This window comes from Streptomyces sp. MspMP-M5 (genome assembly GCF_000373585.1).
Classification (GTDB): domain Bacteria; phylum Actinomycetota; class Actinomycetes; order Streptomycetales; family Streptomycetaceae; genus Streptomyces.
In genome coordinates this window covers 159,058-173,932 of the sequence record NZ_KB891929.1, presented here as the reverse complement: position 1 = coordinate 173,932, position 14,875 = coordinate 159,058, and the positions used below count along the sequence as shown (strand labels likewise).

The 14,875-nt window shown below is 67.8% G+C and carries 16 protein-coding genes, 1 tRNA gene and 1 pseudogene; 15 read left to right on the top strand and 3 right to left on the bottom strand.

The genetic code is table 11. The features are described 5' to 3' along the window. Positions 1–169 precede the first annotated feature (169 nt). Positions 170–877, bottom strand: a complete 708-nt coding sequence (locus B073_RS46875) for a hypothetical protein (RefSeq protein WP_158690282.1) — start codon at positions 875–877, stop codon at positions 170–172. Positions 878–969: 92 nt separating this feature from the next. Here B073_RS46875 and B073_RS49455 point away from each other — a divergent pair, with 92 nt between their 5' ends. Further along, positions 970–1,443 carry a toll/interleukin-1 receptor domain-containing protein gene (locus B073_RS49455; protein ID WP_420706479.1) on the top strand — a complete coding sequence of 158 codons (474 nt, stop codon included), beginning with the start codon at positions 970–972 and terminating at the stop codon, positions 1,441–1,443. Positions 1,444–1,915: 472 nt separating this feature from the next. After that, complete coding sequence (locus B073_RS0132825; protein WP_018542316.1) at positions 1,916–2,710, top strand: NUDIX domain-containing protein; 795 nt, start codon at positions 1,916–1,918, stop codon at positions 2,708–2,710. Here the strand turns inward: B073_RS0132825 and B073_RS0132820 are convergent. Further along, positions 2,694–3,701: a hypothetical protein gene (locus tag B073_RS0132820; protein ID WP_018542315.1), complete on the bottom strand. Its 1,008-nt coding sequence runs from the start codon at positions 3,699–3,701 to the stop codon at positions 2,694–2,696. The two genes, B073_RS0132825 and B073_RS0132820, sit on opposite strands and share 17 nt — an antisense overlap. A 699-nt stretch (positions 3,702–4,400) precedes the next feature. On the opposite strand from B073_RS0132820, the gene B073_RS0132815 reads away from it, so the two are divergent. The 13 genes and pseudogenes from B073_RS0132815 (at position 4,401) to B073_RS0132755 (ending at position 14,705) form a co-directional block, all read left to right on the top strand. Beyond that, the gene (locus tag B073_RS0132815) at positions 4,401–4,850 is read left to right on the top strand and encodes a DUF3307 domain-containing protein (protein WP_018542314.1); all 450 of its coding nucleotides are present in this window, start codon (positions 4,401–4,403) and stop codon (positions 4,848–4,850) included. A gap of 98 nt (positions 4,851–4,948) precedes the next feature. After that, positions 4,949–5,239, top strand: a complete 291-nt coding sequence (locus B073_RS0132810) for a hypothetical protein (protein ID WP_026247944.1) — start codon at positions 4,949–4,951, stop codon at positions 5,237–5,239. After that, on the top strand, positions 5,236–5,529 hold the full coding sequence (locus tag B073_RS0132805) for a DUF6303 family protein (RefSeq protein WP_037813450.1): 294 nt from the start codon (positions 5,236–5,238) through the stop codon (positions 5,527–5,529). The genes B073_RS0132810 and B073_RS0132805 overlap by 4 nt, the downstream gene beginning before the upstream one ends. Next, the gene (locus B073_RS0132800; protein ID WP_018542311.1) at positions 5,526–6,389 is read left to right on the top strand and encodes a hypothetical protein; all 864 of its coding nucleotides are present in this window, start codon (positions 5,526–5,528) and stop codon (positions 6,387–6,389) included. The genes B073_RS0132805 and B073_RS0132800 overlap by 4 nt, the downstream gene beginning before the upstream one ends. After that, a complete protein-coding gene (locus B073_RS0132795; protein ID WP_018542310.1) occupies positions 6,389–6,736 on the top strand; it encodes an RRQRL motif-containing zinc-binding protein in 348 nt (115 codons plus the stop codon). Before B073_RS0132800 ends, B073_RS0132795 begins: the two co-directional genes overlap by 1 nt. Continuing rightward, a complete protein-coding gene (locus B073_RS0132790; RefSeq protein WP_018542309.1) occupies positions 6,736–7,053 on the top strand; it encodes a hypothetical protein in 318 nt (105 codons plus the stop codon). The genes B073_RS0132795 and B073_RS0132790 overlap by 1 nt, the downstream gene beginning before the upstream one ends. A 109-nt stretch (positions 7,054–7,162) precedes the next feature. After that, a pseudogene (locus tag B073_RS41930) lies at positions 7,163–9,285 on the top strand (FtsK/SpoIIIE domain-containing protein). 206 nt (positions 9,286–9,491) lie between these two features. Then, on the top strand, positions 9,492–9,956 hold the full coding sequence (locus B073_RS0132780) for a hypothetical protein (protein WP_018542307.1): 465 nt from the start codon (positions 9,492–9,494) through the stop codon (positions 9,954–9,956). Between the two features lie 19 nt (positions 9,957–9,975). Further along, positions 9,976–10,245, top strand: coding sequence for a hypothetical protein (locus B073_RS0132775; protein WP_018542306.1), 270 nt, complete (start codon positions 9,976–9,978; stop codon positions 10,243–10,245). Positions 10,246–10,335: 90 nt separating this feature from the next. Next, positions 10,336–11,223 carry a bifunctional DNA primase/polymerase gene (locus B073_RS0132770; protein WP_018542305.1) on the top strand — a complete coding sequence of 296 codons (888 nt, stop codon included), beginning with the start codon at positions 10,336–10,338 and terminating at the stop codon, positions 11,221–11,223. Between the two features lie 3 nt (positions 11,224–11,226). Then, a complete protein-coding gene (locus B073_RS0132765) occupies positions 11,227–12,699 on the top strand; it encodes a hypothetical protein (protein WP_018542304.1) in 1,473 nt (490 codons plus the stop codon). 425 nt (positions 12,700–13,124) lie between these two features. After that, positions 13,125–13,343 carry a helix-turn-helix domain-containing protein gene (locus B073_RS0132760; protein WP_018542303.1) on the top strand — a complete coding sequence of 73 codons (219 nt, stop codon included), beginning with the start codon at positions 13,125–13,127 and terminating at the stop codon, positions 13,341–13,343. 84 nt (positions 13,344–13,427) lie between these two features. Beyond that, positions 13,428–14,705, top strand: coding sequence for a tyrosine-type recombinase/integrase (locus tag B073_RS0132755; protein ID WP_018542302.1), 1,278 nt, complete (start codon positions 13,428–13,430; stop codon positions 14,703–14,705). A gap of 82 nt (positions 14,706–14,787) precedes the next feature. On the opposite strand, the gene B073_RS0132750 is transcribed toward B073_RS0132755, so the two are convergent. Continuing rightward, a tRNA-Cys gene (locus tag B073_RS0132750) sits at positions 14,788–14,859 on the bottom strand. Positions 14,860–14,875 lie beyond the last annotated feature (16 nt).

Below are 14,875 nucleotides of genomic sequence, written 5' to 3'. Positions count from 1 at the left end.
GGCGATCTCATCGTCTCGTTGCGGGCTCGGATATGAGTCGTGCCGCGCCGTCCGGCACGAACGGGGCATCTAGCGGGCCAAGGTCCGCCGAAGCAGGCCGGATCCGCTCCCGCGGTCCGGCCTGTTTCACTTGCCCAGAGCCTAGCCCGACAGTTCACATCTCAGACGGTCACCTCAGTGCTGCTGCGAACGTGAACGTAGCCAGTCCCAACAGTGTCATGATGCAATATCGAAAAGTGTTGATCGCTGATCTGAGATGTCGGTGCCGCTGCGAGTGCTGAAGAATATCTGTCCACAGTTCTGCGACCGCGTGTCCAAGGATCGAATCTAAGTCGAGCCCAGTGACTTTTCTGGAGAAGTCGCTGTGGCCATCAATGGACCTGAGAGTGTCACCCCAGTTGAATAGGAACCTGGAGGGAATCTCGGCTGAGTGCAAGACTCGGGTCGTCTTGCGTGCCGCGATGGCGTTGATCGAGGCCCAGAGGCTGCGGAGGATGAGCGACAGTGTTAATACAGCCAAGGCGCCGAAAGTGCACTCGATCCATAAGGTGCGAGGCGCTTCAGTGGTTTGCAAATGATAGTTCACAAGTATTAGTGAACCTGTCGCCAAAATGGCGTTGGCGCTGAGTAATACAGATGCGCGAACGGATGTGGAAGATCGCAGTCGGTCGTACCTATCGATGTGCCACTTCGTCAGTTCCAGCAGATCTGAACTGGACAGCGGATCGTCGGTACTCTGCCAGGGGATCGACGGCTTCGGTTCGCTTGCTCCCGATTGTCGGCGCTTTGTACGGGATTGCCCACCCACCAGGTTGCCTCCTCCGTTGTCCTGCGGGCTCAGCTTGAAGTGGTTCAGCTCTCCGCCCGAACTACCCATTTTGGTAGTCGATTAGCCTAGGGCGTCGAAGGTTGGGGAGTGAGGACTTCGCGGAAGGGTTGGCGAACAGTTTGAGTCCAAATAGGGATGAAGTGTCTCAAATATTCATCAACTATCGCAGGGAAGGTGGTGCTTATGCTGCGGCCCTATTGGATGAGTTACTGTCGAATCATTTTGGAGAGGATCGAATTTTCCGTGCTGCTAGATCTATAGCGCCGGGATCGGATTACTCGGAGTCCATCCTTGAAGCCGTGGCTGGCTGTGGGGTGATGCTTGTAGTCGTGGATGACGGGTGGTTGGGGAAATTTAGCTCCGGATCCCGTGGCCCTGCGCCTCGGCAAGACTGGGTGTTGCGGGAGATTGAGGAGGCGTTCAAGAATGAACGTAGAGTGATTCCCGTACTCTTGTCTGGAGTTAAGCGACTGGAAGAAGGATGCCTACCAGACTCCTTGGCTCGTGTGGCAAGACTGCAATACCTTAGATTCGACTATCGAAATATTCGGCAGGATATCGGCTTCATGGTCGAACAACTTGTCCGAGTGACGTCAGAGCTGGCACCATCGTAGCCATGTCGGTGACCATCACATTGGCTCTTCCTCGGCCAGCGCGGGGCACTGCCCCGACGGCGGTGCCCCGAACGGCCCCCGGCTCCCCGTCGCCCTCCATAACCGCCCAGGCGAGGTCGTCCATCGAGGTAACGATTGCCACATCTCCAGCCTCAGTCATCGCCGTGTCTTTGTCGGGCTTGTTTGCGTACCCGATCGCCTCCATACCGGCGGCGTGGGCGGCCCCGACATTACGCACCGCATCACCGACGAAGTTGCATTCGCCCGGCTTCGCCTCAGCCGCTCCCATGGCCGCAGATAGGAGCCTCGCGAACGGTTCCGGACGGTCGTGTACGGAGGTGAACGAGACGGAGAGGTCGGGACGAGGGTGACTGCCACCAGGCGTTTTGTGGGTGCGGGGGCACGGTAGCCGCATCCCGTCCCCGTCTCTTACGCTGATACGCACCACCTCAGAACGGAGAGTGCTCCACGGATGGGACCGAGGACTACGAAGGCATACAAGGTGATCCGTGCGCGGATCGACTCTGGCGAGTACGCCCCTGGTAGCAAGATCCCCTCGGAGCGGAAGCTCGAAGAAGACAAAGAGCTAGACATCCGTCGTACCGCACTTCGGCAAGTACTGGGCCGACTCGTGTCTGAAGGCGCCTTGGAGGTCTACGGCCGGAGTATGTACCGGGTGCCCGGGGGTGTGAGCGTCGAGACGCCCGAGGGATTGGAGCCCTGGCGCATCCACGGTGAGCGGGACCTCTACGACAACCGTTGGGTCAAACTCCAGCTCTGGGACGTGGAACCGCCAGGGATGGAGCGCTTCGAGCATCACGTGGTGAAGCTCCAACATGTAGCCGTCACGGCGGTACTGGACGACCAGGACCGTGCACTCATGATGTGGCGGTACCGCTTCGTCCCGCAGCAGTGGGGTTGGGAACTCCCGGGCGGCATCGTCGACGAGGGGGAGGAACCCTCAGACACGGCGCTACGGGAAGTCGTGGAAGAGACCGGCTGGCGCCCGAAGTCGGTGGAGCACGTCGTCACATATCAGCCGATGGTCGGCATGGTCGACTCTCCTCACGAGATCTTCGTAGGTCGCGGCGCCGAACAGGTTGGTTCGCCGACCGACCTGGAGGAGGCGGGGCACATCGAATGGGTACCGCTGACCGACATTCCGGGCTTGATGGCGCGCGGTGAGCTGATGGGCTCAGGAACACTCGTGGCCCTCCTCCACATCCTGGCGAGCCGCGGCAAGCAGGGACCTACAGCCTTGCGCTGAGCAGGTCAACGCGTCGGCGCTGCCGCACCGAACCGGTGCGGCTCGCCAACAGCCGCGCCTGCCTGAGGTGGTGGTTCGCTTCGTCGAACTCGGCTCGTGTGAGGTGGGCCTGCGCGAGATCGGCGTGAAGCCCGGCCTGCGCTCGCACGAAAGACGGATCTACCACTTTCAGCGCACCGTAGAGGCTGGTTACCGCGTCGTCGTCACCGAGCAGGCCAAGAACGTTGCCGCGCCATCGGGCGAGGTGCGCATCGTTCAGGAAGATGCTCAGCATGTCCGGGTCGCGGTCCTCGGGACCAGGTGGCATGCACGCCATCGCCGCATCAAGCGCTCGCCGGCAGTCGTCGGGCTTTCCGGCATGGGCGCACAGCTCGGCTTCAGCGGCGTACAGCCATGCACGGAGGCGTGGCGAACCAGCCTTTCCCAAGGTGCGTTGGGCATCGCGGACCAGGTCGAGGCCGAGGGACGGCCGGCCAGCCTCACACAGGACGTACGCCTGCTCTCCCATCGCGTGGGCGAGGTACATCGGAGCCTCCGCGTCGCGTGCTGCCCGCTTCGCCAACTCGTAGTGCCGCCATGCCCGTTCGACCGCTCCTGAGTCGATCGCCTGCCACGCGGCGAGGGTAGATGCTCCCGCGAGGGCAAGCGCCACGGGTTGGCGCGCGCTGGGGAGTACCGCGAAGTTGAGCGCGTCTTCAAGGGCTGCGAGGTGGCCCGTCATCTGGTCGATGAGACCGGACGCGCCCATCTGGCGGTCCATGGTGCGCAGTAGCTCGGTTTGATCGTTGAACGTCTTCACCATGGATTGGCTGACGCTGCTGGCCGAATCGATCCGGCTCAAGAGGTCGTCGTATCCGTCGGCAGCCGGTGGAGCGTCCACGAGCGGACCGCCCCGCAGCTCTGCGTCTGTGACGCCGAGGAGCTGCCGCAGGATCGCCGCGTAGCGGTCTGAGATGGCGCGCTTGCCGTTCTCCCACTCGGACACGTACACACGCAAACTCGCGGTCGATGCAACGTCGGTGACGTGTCGTCGGGCGTACTGCTCGATCTCGCGAACCAGTCGTTCCTGAGACCAGCCGCGTGCCGTTCGCGCGCTTCGAAGTCCTGTGCTCACAGGCCACCGCCCGGTAATGGTCCACTCGCTGACCTTCCCAGCATGCCTCACATTGTCGCAGGTCAACAGGGGTTAACGCGACGGGAGTTAAGGGCTGTTGGCTACCGGCTCCCCTATCTGGACTGGTCTTCTGAAGGTGCGCCGAGGCGGGCAACCGCCGCTCGATTCGACGGAGTCTCTTGACTCTGGTGCGCACCAGATGCCAACCTGCTGGTGCGCACCAGATGAAGGGACTGTTTCTGAGTCACGGTGCGCGCACAAAACGGGAGTTGTGTCTCTGGGCACGGCTCCAAGGGGCCCGGGGCAGAGCGGGCCGAGGGAACCGGATCCCTGGTCAACCGGATGGCTTAGACCGAAAGGTCACGTCTCCATACGCCTGAAACGGGAGCACGCTCCCGAAGGAGACACCGCATCACCGCCCCGATGGTCGTAGGCAGGGTTCGACTCCCTGCCGGGGCGTTCGGCCAGCCGCTTCTTGCGGTGCGGCCCTCATACCCGGCGCGGCGGCACTCCCGGACAAGGACAGCCCGCCGCGCCCGGTCTCGCTATCCCGACGCAGTCAGGAGTCCATTACCGATGCACGCTGCCACGTTCGCCGCCGTCTTCATCGCCCTGTACGTCGCTCACAGCGTGGGCGACCACTGGGTGCAGACCTCGCACCAGTCCGCGCACAAGGGCCGTCCCGGTTGGGTCGGTCGACTCTCGGACGCCCGGCACGTCGCCACTCTGACGCTCACGAAGCTTGCTGTCCTCATCCCGGCCGCCGCGCTGCTGGGGCTGCACCTGTCGGTGGTCGGCGCCATCGCCGGGCTCACGGTTGACGCGGTCTCGCACTGGTGGGCCGACCGGCGCAGCACGCTCGCGTGGCTGGCCCGGGTGACCGGCAAGGGCGAGTTCTACCGGCCCGGTACCCCGCGCGCCGGCCACGACGACAACCCGCACATCGGCACCGGCGCGTATGCGCTTGACCAGTCCTTCCACCACCTGTGGCTGCTGGTCGCCGCGCTGGTCATCGCCACCGTCTGACTCCTGGTTCTTCGCGGGGCGGTCGCACTCCCGGACAAGGACAGCCGACCGCCTCGCGCCACCCCGACGTACCTGACAAGGAGAAATCCACCATGCGCATGCGCACTTTCGTCGCTGGCCAAGAGGCCGCAGACGAGACGGAGTTCGTGGAACTGGCCCTCGGCATCGACGTCGACCTGTTCCGCGGCCCGCTGGAGACGGAGACGGACGAGGAGCGGAGGGCTCGCCGGGACGTGGCTCGCGAAGTGCTGCGGGACCTGCGAGAGTCGGAGGACGCCGGTGACGAGGTCGCCGGTTGGGATGCCCTGTACGCCGACGCGCTGACCCGCACGGTGCCGTTCATGCGGGCCGCTCGCGGCCAGCGGGCGGGGGCGGGGGCGGCGGCATGAGCGACACGACCGTACGCGTGCACACGGCGGTGCTGTCGGTGTCGTCGACCACGGGCACGTGGCGTCTGTTCGTGGGGCTGCTGAACACCACCGACCCGTGGCCGGAGCACGTGTTCAGCAGCTCGGAAATTCCGACGCCCGCCGCCCGGACGGCTGCCCTCACATTGCTCGGCTACGAGCCCACCGATGGTGCCGAGTGGGAGTGGAGCGAAGACACGGCAGCAGCCGACGGGCCCGTTCACCTGCTCTCATCCATGAAGGTGCGCGAGCGGACGGGCGGTGCAGCATGAAGGCGAAGACCGTGCTGCCCGCCGTGGCGATGACGGCGGTGTCCATGGTGCTCACTCTGGCCGTGGTCGTGATGTGGCTGGGCACGGCTGTGCCGTGGATGGTCGCGCTGGTCGTCGGCCTGGGGATCGATGGCGGTTGGTTGGCGACCCTCGCTTACGAGCGGCGGCTTGCCGCGCAAGGCGACCACTCCCGTGCGGTGACCGCCGTGGGCTGGTGCTTCGGTCTGCTGGCGGCTGGTGTCCTGGTTGCCCACGCGGTCACCGCTGCCCAATCGGCCGGCGCGTGGTTGGCCGTGGCGTGGCTGCCGATCGCTGCCAAGGCGCTGTGGCTGGTCCATGGGCTGTGGGAGCGCACGGCGCTCACCCCGAGGGCGCTGGAGTCGATCCGCGGTATCCAGCAAGAAGCCCGGGACGAGGCGGCCGTGGCACGTGCCCGGCTGCGGGCTGAAGCGGCCACGGAGGAGACCCGGTTGACGGCCGTGACGGGGGCAGGGGCACGCGTCGCACGCGTCCAGGCCGAGACCGCCAAGACGCTCTCCAAGGCGTGGTCGACGCTGGAGACGGCGCGGGCGGGTGAGGAGACCGGCAAGGCGCTGACCAGCGTGACGACCCCCGTCACGCTGGGCGTCACGCCCCGGTGGGAGCTTCCCGTGTGGGGCCCCTCCGAACCGGTCAGGGCTCCCGCCCTGGACGCGACACCCGCCCTTACCGATGACGCGCTAGATGAGGTGGTGGAGGAGATCCGCACCAGCCGGACACCGCCCTTGTCCTACCGCGAGATGTCCGCCCGCTTCCGCGCGGCCGGGCACTCCGCCTCCGAGGTTCGATTGCGTGCTGCGTGGAAGCGCGTGGCCGCCTGATGGGCGCGCTGCCGGTTTTCCGGTGGCGCCTTGCCCCGGACGGCTACGCCACGCGTCGCCAACTGCGTGCCCGGGGGCTGCGGCCCGGTGGGCAGCCGGTGGTGGCGCAGCTCGAACGGCCGCGCCGTCGCCGGGGGCCGCTGGTCGCCTATCTCTACCGGGTCGACTTGGCCAAGCCGGTCCGCCCGATGACGCCCGCCCGGCGGGCCGCACTGGCCAAGGCCAACGCCGCCCGCCGCACCTGCCCGCAGTGCCGCCGTGATGCCGGCTACGTCATCCCCGCCTCGACCGGCACCTGTGCACTCTGCACCTACCTCGATGCCTCCGACTCGCTGAGGAGTACCTGATGGGTAACCCCGACCTGCGTCGCCTGGACCGGGAGATTCGGTCCACTGAGAAGAAGTTGGAAGCGGTCCGCCGGGGCGAGTTGTGGCCGCTGAACGGCCGCGAGCGCCGCGCGATGGCCCGCGCGGCGGCCAGCGGTTCCTACCGCGTCGCCCGGGGCCGCAGCGCCGGCCGTGCCGAGAACCAGATGGAGGCCACCGCTTCCGCCGCCGAGACGCGACTGAACGCGGAGCTGACCGCCCTGCACAGCGAGCGTCAGCGGCTCCTCACCGAGTCCGCCCGCGCCAAGGCCCAGAAGAAGTCTTCCGGCTGGTGGTGACCAGATCCCTGCCCGGTGCCGGGGTGACCGCCTCTTTCCGCGGACACGGCCACCCCGGCTCCTTGTACCTACTCCCGCCCTCAAAGGGGCAGTCAGGAGCCTTCCCATCATGGGTGACACTGTCGTGCACCTGCACAAGAACACCGAACCTCCCGTCGAGCCTGCAACGGTGACCACCCTCACGGTGGTGCCTGACCCGGCGCCGCCCGCGCCCGTCCGCTGTGGGTGCGCTCCGGGCGTGCTGTCCGCCGCGCCGTCACCGATGAGCGGACCGTGACGGCCGCGCGGGCAGCCGCCCGGCACGGCCTCTACGTCGCCGGCGGGGCGCGGATCGTGGCCCGACGTACATGGGACGGCCGCACCGCCGCCCGCTATGAACGCATGCTCCGCACAGCGGAGGCTGCCGGGAACTACGAGGCGGCCACCGAGTGGGAGGAGCGCGGGCAGCGCTACCGTGAAGCCCGTCACCGTCGCCGCATGGACCTGCTGCACTCCCCGGTCGAGGCTGCCAAGGGCGCCCTGGTCGGCACCGGCATGGGCATCGGCTCCCTGGTCGCCCTCGGCATCGTCCTGGCCATTGCCAACAAGGACGTCACCGACATGGTCACCCCCATCAAGGCAGTCATCGACTTCATCGCCCTGATGATCACCATTGTGCAAGTGGTGTGGCCCTACGCGATCACCCTCGGGCCGCTGTTCGCGCTGCTCGGACTGTGGGCGGTGGGGCGGCATCAGCAGGCCGCACCGCAGTGGGCGCTTCCCACCAACGTCTGCTCCGGCGAGGGGGAGCCGATCACCCCGTCCATCGTGGTCAAGGCGCTGCGGGACCTGGGAGTGCCGGCGCTGCGCAACGCCATCAAGGAGATGGGCGACTCCGGCGCCTCGATGCTCGGCCCGATCACCATCGCCGGATGCGGTGTTGAAGTCGACGTCACCTTGCCCTCGGGGGTGTCGACGAACGAGGTGCAGCAGCGCCGCAGGAAGCTGGCGGAGAACCTGACCCGCCACGAACACGAAGTGTTCATCACCATCCCGACCGCAGCCCGCACGGTCCGGCTGTGGATCGCCGACTCCGGCGCGCTGGACGAGCCGATCGGCCCGTCCCCGCTGGTCACGGACGAGACACTGACCGCGAACTACAAGACGGGGAAGGCTCCGTGGGGCCAGGATCTGCGCGGGGACGCCGCGGAGTTGAGCGTGTATCAGCGCCACCTGCTGATCACCGGCCGTTCCAACCAGGGCAAGACCGCGTCCCTGCGGGCGCTGGCTCTGTGGCTGGCGCTGGACCGGTCGGTACAGTTCTGGCTGGGCGACCTCAAGGGGGTTGGGGACTGGGCGATGTTCGACGGCATCGCCGACGTCCTCATCCAGGGACCGTCCGATGACCACGTCATCCAGGTCACCGAGATGGCGGAGGACGCCGTCGAAGAGATGAACCGCCGGATCGAGGCGCGCCGCGCAGACCCGGGGGCCGTCTTCCCACCGCTCATCGTGATCGTGGACGAAGCGCAGGTGGCGTTCATGTGCCCCGCTGTCGACGACAAGAAGCGGCCGTACGGCGGCTCCAAGGCCACTTCCCGGTTCTTCATGGCCGTCCGTAAGATCAACAACCAGGGTCGTGCGGTCGACGTGCTGATGTGGCTGGGCACCCAGGACCCCACCGACCAGAACCTTCCCAAGCTGGTCCGGGAGGGCGCCCACACCCGCGCCTCGCTGGTGGTGGGAACCGAGTCTCAGTCGCGTATGGCGCTGGGTGACAAGGCCGTCGACGACGGCGCCGCCCCGCACCTGCTGCGACAGGGTCTGGACAAGGGGACCCTGGTCGTCGCCTCCGACGGCATCGACATGCCCAAGGGGCAGTCGTCCATCACGGTGCGCACCCACTTCATCGACGACGACCCGGCCGAGGCGATCGCCGACCGGGCCAAGGCGCTGCGGAGCGGCGTCACCACCCTGCACGCCATCGAGCGGGGCGAGGAGCGTGACCCGCTCGTCGACATCTTTCACGTCATGGGCGACGCGGAGCGCTCGCACACCCAGGACGTCCTCAAGCGGCTCGCGATCCTCAACGAGGACGCCTACGGCACTTGGTCGTTCGTCGACCTCAAGCGTGTGCTGGAGGCAGCCGGAGTGGAGCCGTACAAGTCCCACGGCCGCATGGTTGTCCGCCGCGACGACGTCGCCCGCGCGCTCGCCGAACGCGACGAAGACGGTTCCGCTTCCGCCTCCTGAATGCGGGGAGGCGCACTCGGTCGCGCCGGGGAGGCGGGGAGAACTCCCCAACCGCCTCCCCACCCCGCATCCCCCGCCTTGATCAGCGAAAACACCGTTCCGGGGAGGCGGGGAGGCGCCCCAGGTCAGCCCCTGAAAGCCCCCTCAGAAGCCTCCCGGTAGGGGGTGTCACTGCCTCCCCAGCCCGGCACCGGAAGGGATTCCGCATGTACCCCGAACCCGCCCGCCACGCGCCCCCGGAACGGCCCGTGGAAGTCCACCAGCCCACCCCCATCACCCCCGCCGTGCCCGCCACGGCACCGCTCGTTCGCGTCCAGCCCGGCACCACCCCGACCGTGGCGAGCGTGGTCCTGCCCGACGGGCGGGTCGTCACCGGCTACGCCATCGAACCCGCCAAGCCCGAACCGGTCGCTGCCAAGCCGCCGGTTTCCCGCGCGGCAGTGAACATCGCCCTCGGGGGCATCGGGTTCGGCGCGATGTGCGGCGGGCTGATCCTGCTCACCACGTTCATCGCCGCACTCGCAGCCCTCATCCACCAGCTCATCGTCCTCGCCGCCGTCATCTTCGGCGGCTGGGTCGCCGTACAGGTCTTCACCAGCCGCGGGGCGGGCGGCCAGACGACGGTCAACATCCGCAAGGCCGTCATCAAACGGAACAAGTTCTACGGCTGACAGAAGGAGATCAACGCCCGTGATCCGACTGCGCATTCAGGTTGCCCACTGGCCCCGCCGATCCCTGGTCCTCACCGACACCCCACGCCCCGCCTGCCCGAACTGCGCGGGCGACGGCGGCACCCCGCACGACTACGGCGACTACAACGGCGAGTACGCCGGCACCGATTGGGAGCCCTGCACCTGCTGGGACGAGACCCGCCGGTGGCTCCTGATGCCCCTGCCGCGCTTGCCTCGCGCCCTGCGTCGCACCCCGCCCGGCGGCTACAGCAACGAACCGCCCTTCTAGCTCCGCCCGTGGGCGGCGGCACTCCCGGACAAGGACAGCCCGCCGCCCACGGTCTCCAATCCCGACGTAGCAGAACAGGAGACCTACAGCATGACACCTGACTGCAAGGCCCGACGCCCCGTCGATGCGAATCACCCGGACGGAAGCCACCTGCGCACCGCACTACACCTCGCGGCGGCCGGCGTCCCGGTCCTTCCCCTGCGGGCGGGAAAGGTCCCGTTCGGCAACTGCCGTGCCTGCAAGGGGAACGCGTGCGGCGGCCGGCCGAACATGAAGAACGCCGGTCCCTGCGAGTGCGCCAGCGTCTGCCACGCCTGGGCCGCAGCCACCACCGACCCCCGAGTCCTCACCTCGCCGGCATGGTCGTCCGCCTGGCGTGAGGCGGCGGCCATCGCCTACCACCCCGGCGGTGCGGAGCTGACGGTGGTCGATCTGGACGACGCGGCAGCCGTCGCATGGGCCCACGAGAACCTGCCCGCCACCCGCACGGTACCGACGACGCGGGGCGAGCACTGGATCTACCGGGGCGCAATGCAGTCCGCTAACGCGGTCCGGCCCGGCGTCGACATCAAGTCGCTCATGTCCTACGCCCGTTGGCTCGGTCCGGGAACAGGCACCGCGGCCGATTTGCCCGACGTCGTGCGCGCGCTGACCGTGAAGAAGCCTTCCACAGTCCGGCCTGCACGGCCCGTCGTCACCGTGCCCGCCCTCACCGGGGGCGGGGAGTGCCGTCATCGCACGCCCGCCTACCTGGAGCGCGGCATCTGCATGGCCGAGCAGCGCATCATCGAGGCGCACAGTGCGGTCCACACCACCGTCTACCGGACCTTCCTCGCCGTGCTGGCCGCCCACGGCCGGTGTGGCTGCCTCACCGACGCGCACATCGCGCGACTGTTCACCGCCGCTCAGGCCAAGGGTGAATCCCCCCGGCACTGCACCGACGCGTGGGCCAACGCCCGCAGCGCACTGGGGGTATAGGCCGTGTCCGACGACGAGAAGAATCCCGCTCGCGAGGTCATCACCGACTACGCACGGGCGCACTTCCGGTACTTCCGCACCGCCGACGGGACCGTGTACGCGCAGAAGAATGGCCACCCCGTGGCCCGCCCGATCCGTTCCCAGGGCACGACGGGCAGCCACCGCCAGGAACTCATGGTCGGTCTCTTCCGCGACGGGCACGGCGTGTTCAACGGGACCGCCCTTAAGGAGGCGTTGGACTTGATCGAAGCACTTGCGCTGACCGAGGACGTACAGCCCGTCCATATCCGCGTTGCGCCCGGATTCGACGGGGCGACGTGGCTGGACCTGGGGCGCAGCGACGGCCAGTCCGTCCGCATCCACCCCACCGGGTGGGACATCGCCATCCCCGATCCGCGCGAGGTGTGCTGGCGGCGCACCCAGCTCACCGGGGAACTGCCCCTGCCGGCCAAGGACACCGACGGCAAGGGCATCGACCTCCTGCTGCGGCTCTGCAACTTCGCCAACGCGGAGACCGAGTGCCTGGCTATCGCCTGGCTGATCGGCTGCCTTGGGCCGTCCGTGCCCGTCCCCGCCCCCTTCCTCACCGGGCCGCAGGGGGCGGGCAAGTCCACCGGGGGCCGCATGCTCGTGCGGATCATCGAGGGCATGAGCGGCGACCTGCGCCGCGCTCCCAAGGACGAAGAGAACCTGATCGCGGCGGTGGCTGCCGGTTGGGTCACCGCCCTGGACAACCTCTCCCACATGACCCCGGACCTGTCCGACGCCATGTGCTGCATCGTCACCGGCGCCGAGAACGTCAAGCGCGCCCTCTTTACCGACGGAGACGTGTTCCGTGCCCGTTACCGTCGCCCCCTGCTGCTGACCGGCATCGATGTGGGTGTCATCCGGCCCGACCTCGCGGAACGGCTCCTGCCGCTGCGGCTGGAGAGGCCCCGTGTCCGGCGCACCGAGGCGGAGCTGTGGGCGGAGTACGCGGAGGTTCTGCCCGTGGTTCTCGGGTCTCTCCTGGACCTCACGGTGAAGGTCCGTGCGGTCGATGCGGAGACCCCTACCGACCTGCGGATGGCGGACTTCGCGCACCTGTGCGCGCAGCTCGACGCGGCGACCGGTTTCGGGGCGCTCACCGCTTACCGGGCCAGCCTGGACGACCTCAACGACGACGTGATCGAGGGTGACCTTCTGGCACAGACCGTCCTCAGGCACGCCGCAGACATCGAACCGGGCGCAGAGCAGCGGATGACCTCCACGGAGTGGCTGCACTGCCTCACCCGCCTCTACACCGGCGAGGACTTCCGTCCCCTGCCCAAGGGGTGGCCGACCACCGGCAAAGTTCTCTCCGACCGTCTCAAGCGTCTACAGCCGACCCTGGCCGCCCGGGGCGTCCTCATCGACTCGGGCCGCACCAGGGAGGGCCGCTACATCGAGATGACCCGCTCACCGGCCACGTCCCCGCACGAGCAGCAGGCGTTCTGACTGACACCCGACCGCACGAGCAAGAGGAGCACCACCGGCCGGGGGTGCTCCTCTTGCTGTTCGGCGGCGCCGCCCTGCGATGGACGTGCCGCGAAGCGGCTCCTTCTTCACGCCCTGAGCCGCGCAGCACCACCACAGACACCCCCTTTCTTTTTCCTAAGTGGGGAACCCTGCGTCACCTGCGTCACGGGTACCCGAAAAATGCGGGGTGACCTGGGCATACGACCGTGACGCAGACGGCCACCTTCTGCGTCACGCCGCGTCACCTGCGTCACCGTGACGGACGGCCTGTGTCACCGGTGACGCGCGCCCCATGCTCTGCGTCACCCAAAACGCGCAGGTCAGACGCGTGCATGACGCAGGTGACGCGGTGACGCAGAAATCCGCACCTCGGACAGCTCGCCCTGATCGAAGGGGATCTCTACATGGACACGGCCGACATCGCCGCATTTGATTCCACCCTCGTCCTCCTCACCGTCGAAGAGGCCGCCCGCCGACTCCGCATCGGCCGGACCACGTGCTACGGGCTCATCCGCTCCGGAGAGTTGGAGTCCATCGACGTCGGCCGTCTCCGCCGCGTCCCCGCCGACGCGCCGGCCGCGTACCTCGCCCGCCGCCGCGCGGCCAAACGAGCAACTGCTTGACGACGCCCGGGGCGGCGGCACTCCCGGACAAGGACAGCCCGCCGCCCCGGTCCCCATCCCGACACCCTGAACAGGAGTCTGCCGGTGGCAGAAGAGAAGAAGCGCACCCGACAGCCGAACGGCCGCAGTTCCATCTACCTCGGCAAGGATGGCAAGTGGCACGGTCGCGTCACTGTCGGCGTACGCGACGACGGTAAGCCCGATCGTCGCCACGTAGAGCGCAAGACGCGAGCGGAAGTCACCTCCGCCGTACGCGATTTGGAGCGGCAGCGCGACGCCAAGACCGTGCGCAAGCCGGGCAAGCCCTGGACGGTCAAGGCGTGGCTGACGCACTGGATTGAGAACGTCGCGCCCCTCGCGGTCAACGACAACACGATGGTGGGGTACAGCGTGGCCGTTCGGAAGCACCTCATCCCCGGCTTGGGCGCTCACCGTCTCGACAGGCTCAAGCCTGAGCACATCGAGGCGTTCTACGCGAAGATGCAGGCCAACGGCAGCAAGGCTGCGACCGCTCACCAGGCGCACCGTACGTTCCGGGCCGCGCTGAACGAGGCCGTTCGGCGCGGCCACCTCGGGAAGAACCCCGTCCAGTTGGCCAAGGCCCCAAAGGTGGGTGAGTACGAGGTGGAGCCCTACAGCGTGCAAGAGGTCCAGCGTCTGCTGAAGGCCGCCGACCGGCACCGCAACTCGGCACGTTGGGCGGTTGCCCTCGCCCTCGGACTGCGTCAGGGGGAAGTACTGGGCCTGAAGTGGGAGGACATCGACCTTGACGGGGGTTTCCTCGTGGTTCGCCGCAGCCGCCACCGCGCGCAGTACGCGCACGGGTGCGCGGAGCCCTGCGGGCGCAAGGCCGGATACTGCCCGCAGAGGCGACGCAGCAACCCGGAGACGTCCACCACCAAGTCGCGTGCCGGCCGCCGCGCGGTCGGCCTTCCGGAACAGCTCGTTGACCTGCTCCGGGCTCATCGCAAGGCGCAGGACGCAGAGCGCGAGACAGCCGGGAAGCGATGGGTGGAAGGCGGCTGGGTGTTCGCCGACGAACACGGGCGTAGTCCGTCCCACCGCAGGGACTGGTTCGAGTGGAAGGCACTTCTGGGAGAGGCGAACGTCCGTGACGGGCGTCTGCACGACGCGCGCCATACGGCCGCCACGGTCCTGCTGATCCTCGGGGTACCCGAGAGGGCCGTCATGGGCCTCATGGGATGGTCGACAACCGCCATGGCCGCGCGGTATCAGCACATGGTCGATGCGGTGCGGGCCGACGTGGCGAGGCAGGTCGACGGCCTGATCTGGAAGACCGAGACGGACCGGCCGGACGATGACGACGGCGGCGCGGCCGGTGTCCTCGTACCGGCGAACTGAGACGGGAACTGAGACGGACGGCCAAAAGGGCGGCACCCCTCATGGGGTGCCGCCCTTTTCTTTTGCCTGGTGAAGGCAGTAGAGGCCGTGGCGGGATTCGAACCCACGTAACTCGCTTTGCAGGCGAGCCCCTGAACCACTCGGGCACACGGCCGGGATGCGGTGCGTCT

Excerpts from the sequence above, each read along its gene's own strand:
- B073_RS46875 (WP_158690282.1), bottom strand. The coding sequence starts at position 877 with ATGGGTAGTTCGGGCGGAGAGCTGAACCACTTCAAGCTGAGCCCGCAG.
- B073_RS0132825 (WP_018542316.1), top strand. The coding sequence starts at position 1,916 with ATGGGACCGAGGACTACGAAGGCATACAAGGTGATCCGTGCGCGGATC.
- B073_RS0132815 (WP_018542314.1), top strand. The coding sequence starts at position 4,401 with ATGCACGCTGCCACGTTCGCCGCCGTCTTCATCGCCCTGTACGTCGCT.
- B073_RS0132810 (WP_026247944.1), top strand. The coding sequence starts at position 4,949 with ATGCGCACTTTCGTCGCTGGCCAAGAGGCCGCAGACGAGACGGAGTTC.
- B073_RS0132805 (WP_037813450.1), top strand. The coding sequence starts at position 5,236 with ATGAGCGACACGACCGTACGCGTGCACACGGCGGTGCTGTCGGTGTCG.
- B073_RS0132800 (WP_018542311.1), top strand. The coding sequence starts at position 5,526 with ATGAAGGCGAAGACCGTGCTGCCCGCCGTGGCGATGACGGCGGTGTCC.
- B073_RS0132795 (WP_018542310.1), top strand. The coding sequence starts at position 6,389 with ATGGGCGCGCTGCCGGTTTTCCGGTGGCGCCTTGCCCCGGACGGCTAC.
- B073_RS0132790 (WP_018542309.1), top strand. The coding sequence starts at position 6,736 with ATGGGTAACCCCGACCTGCGTCGCCTGGACCGGGAGATTCGGTCCACT.
- B073_RS0132780 (WP_018542307.1), top strand. The coding sequence starts at position 9,492 with ATGTACCCCGAACCCGCCCGCCACGCGCCCCCGGAACGGCCCGTGGAA.
- B073_RS0132770 (WP_018542305.1), top strand. The coding sequence starts at position 10,336 with ATGACACCTGACTGCAAGGCCCGACGCCCCGTCGATGCGAATCACCCG.
- B073_RS0132760 (WP_018542303.1), top strand. The coding sequence starts at position 13,125 with ATGGACACGGCCGACATCGCCGCATTTGATTCCACCCTCGTCCTCCTC.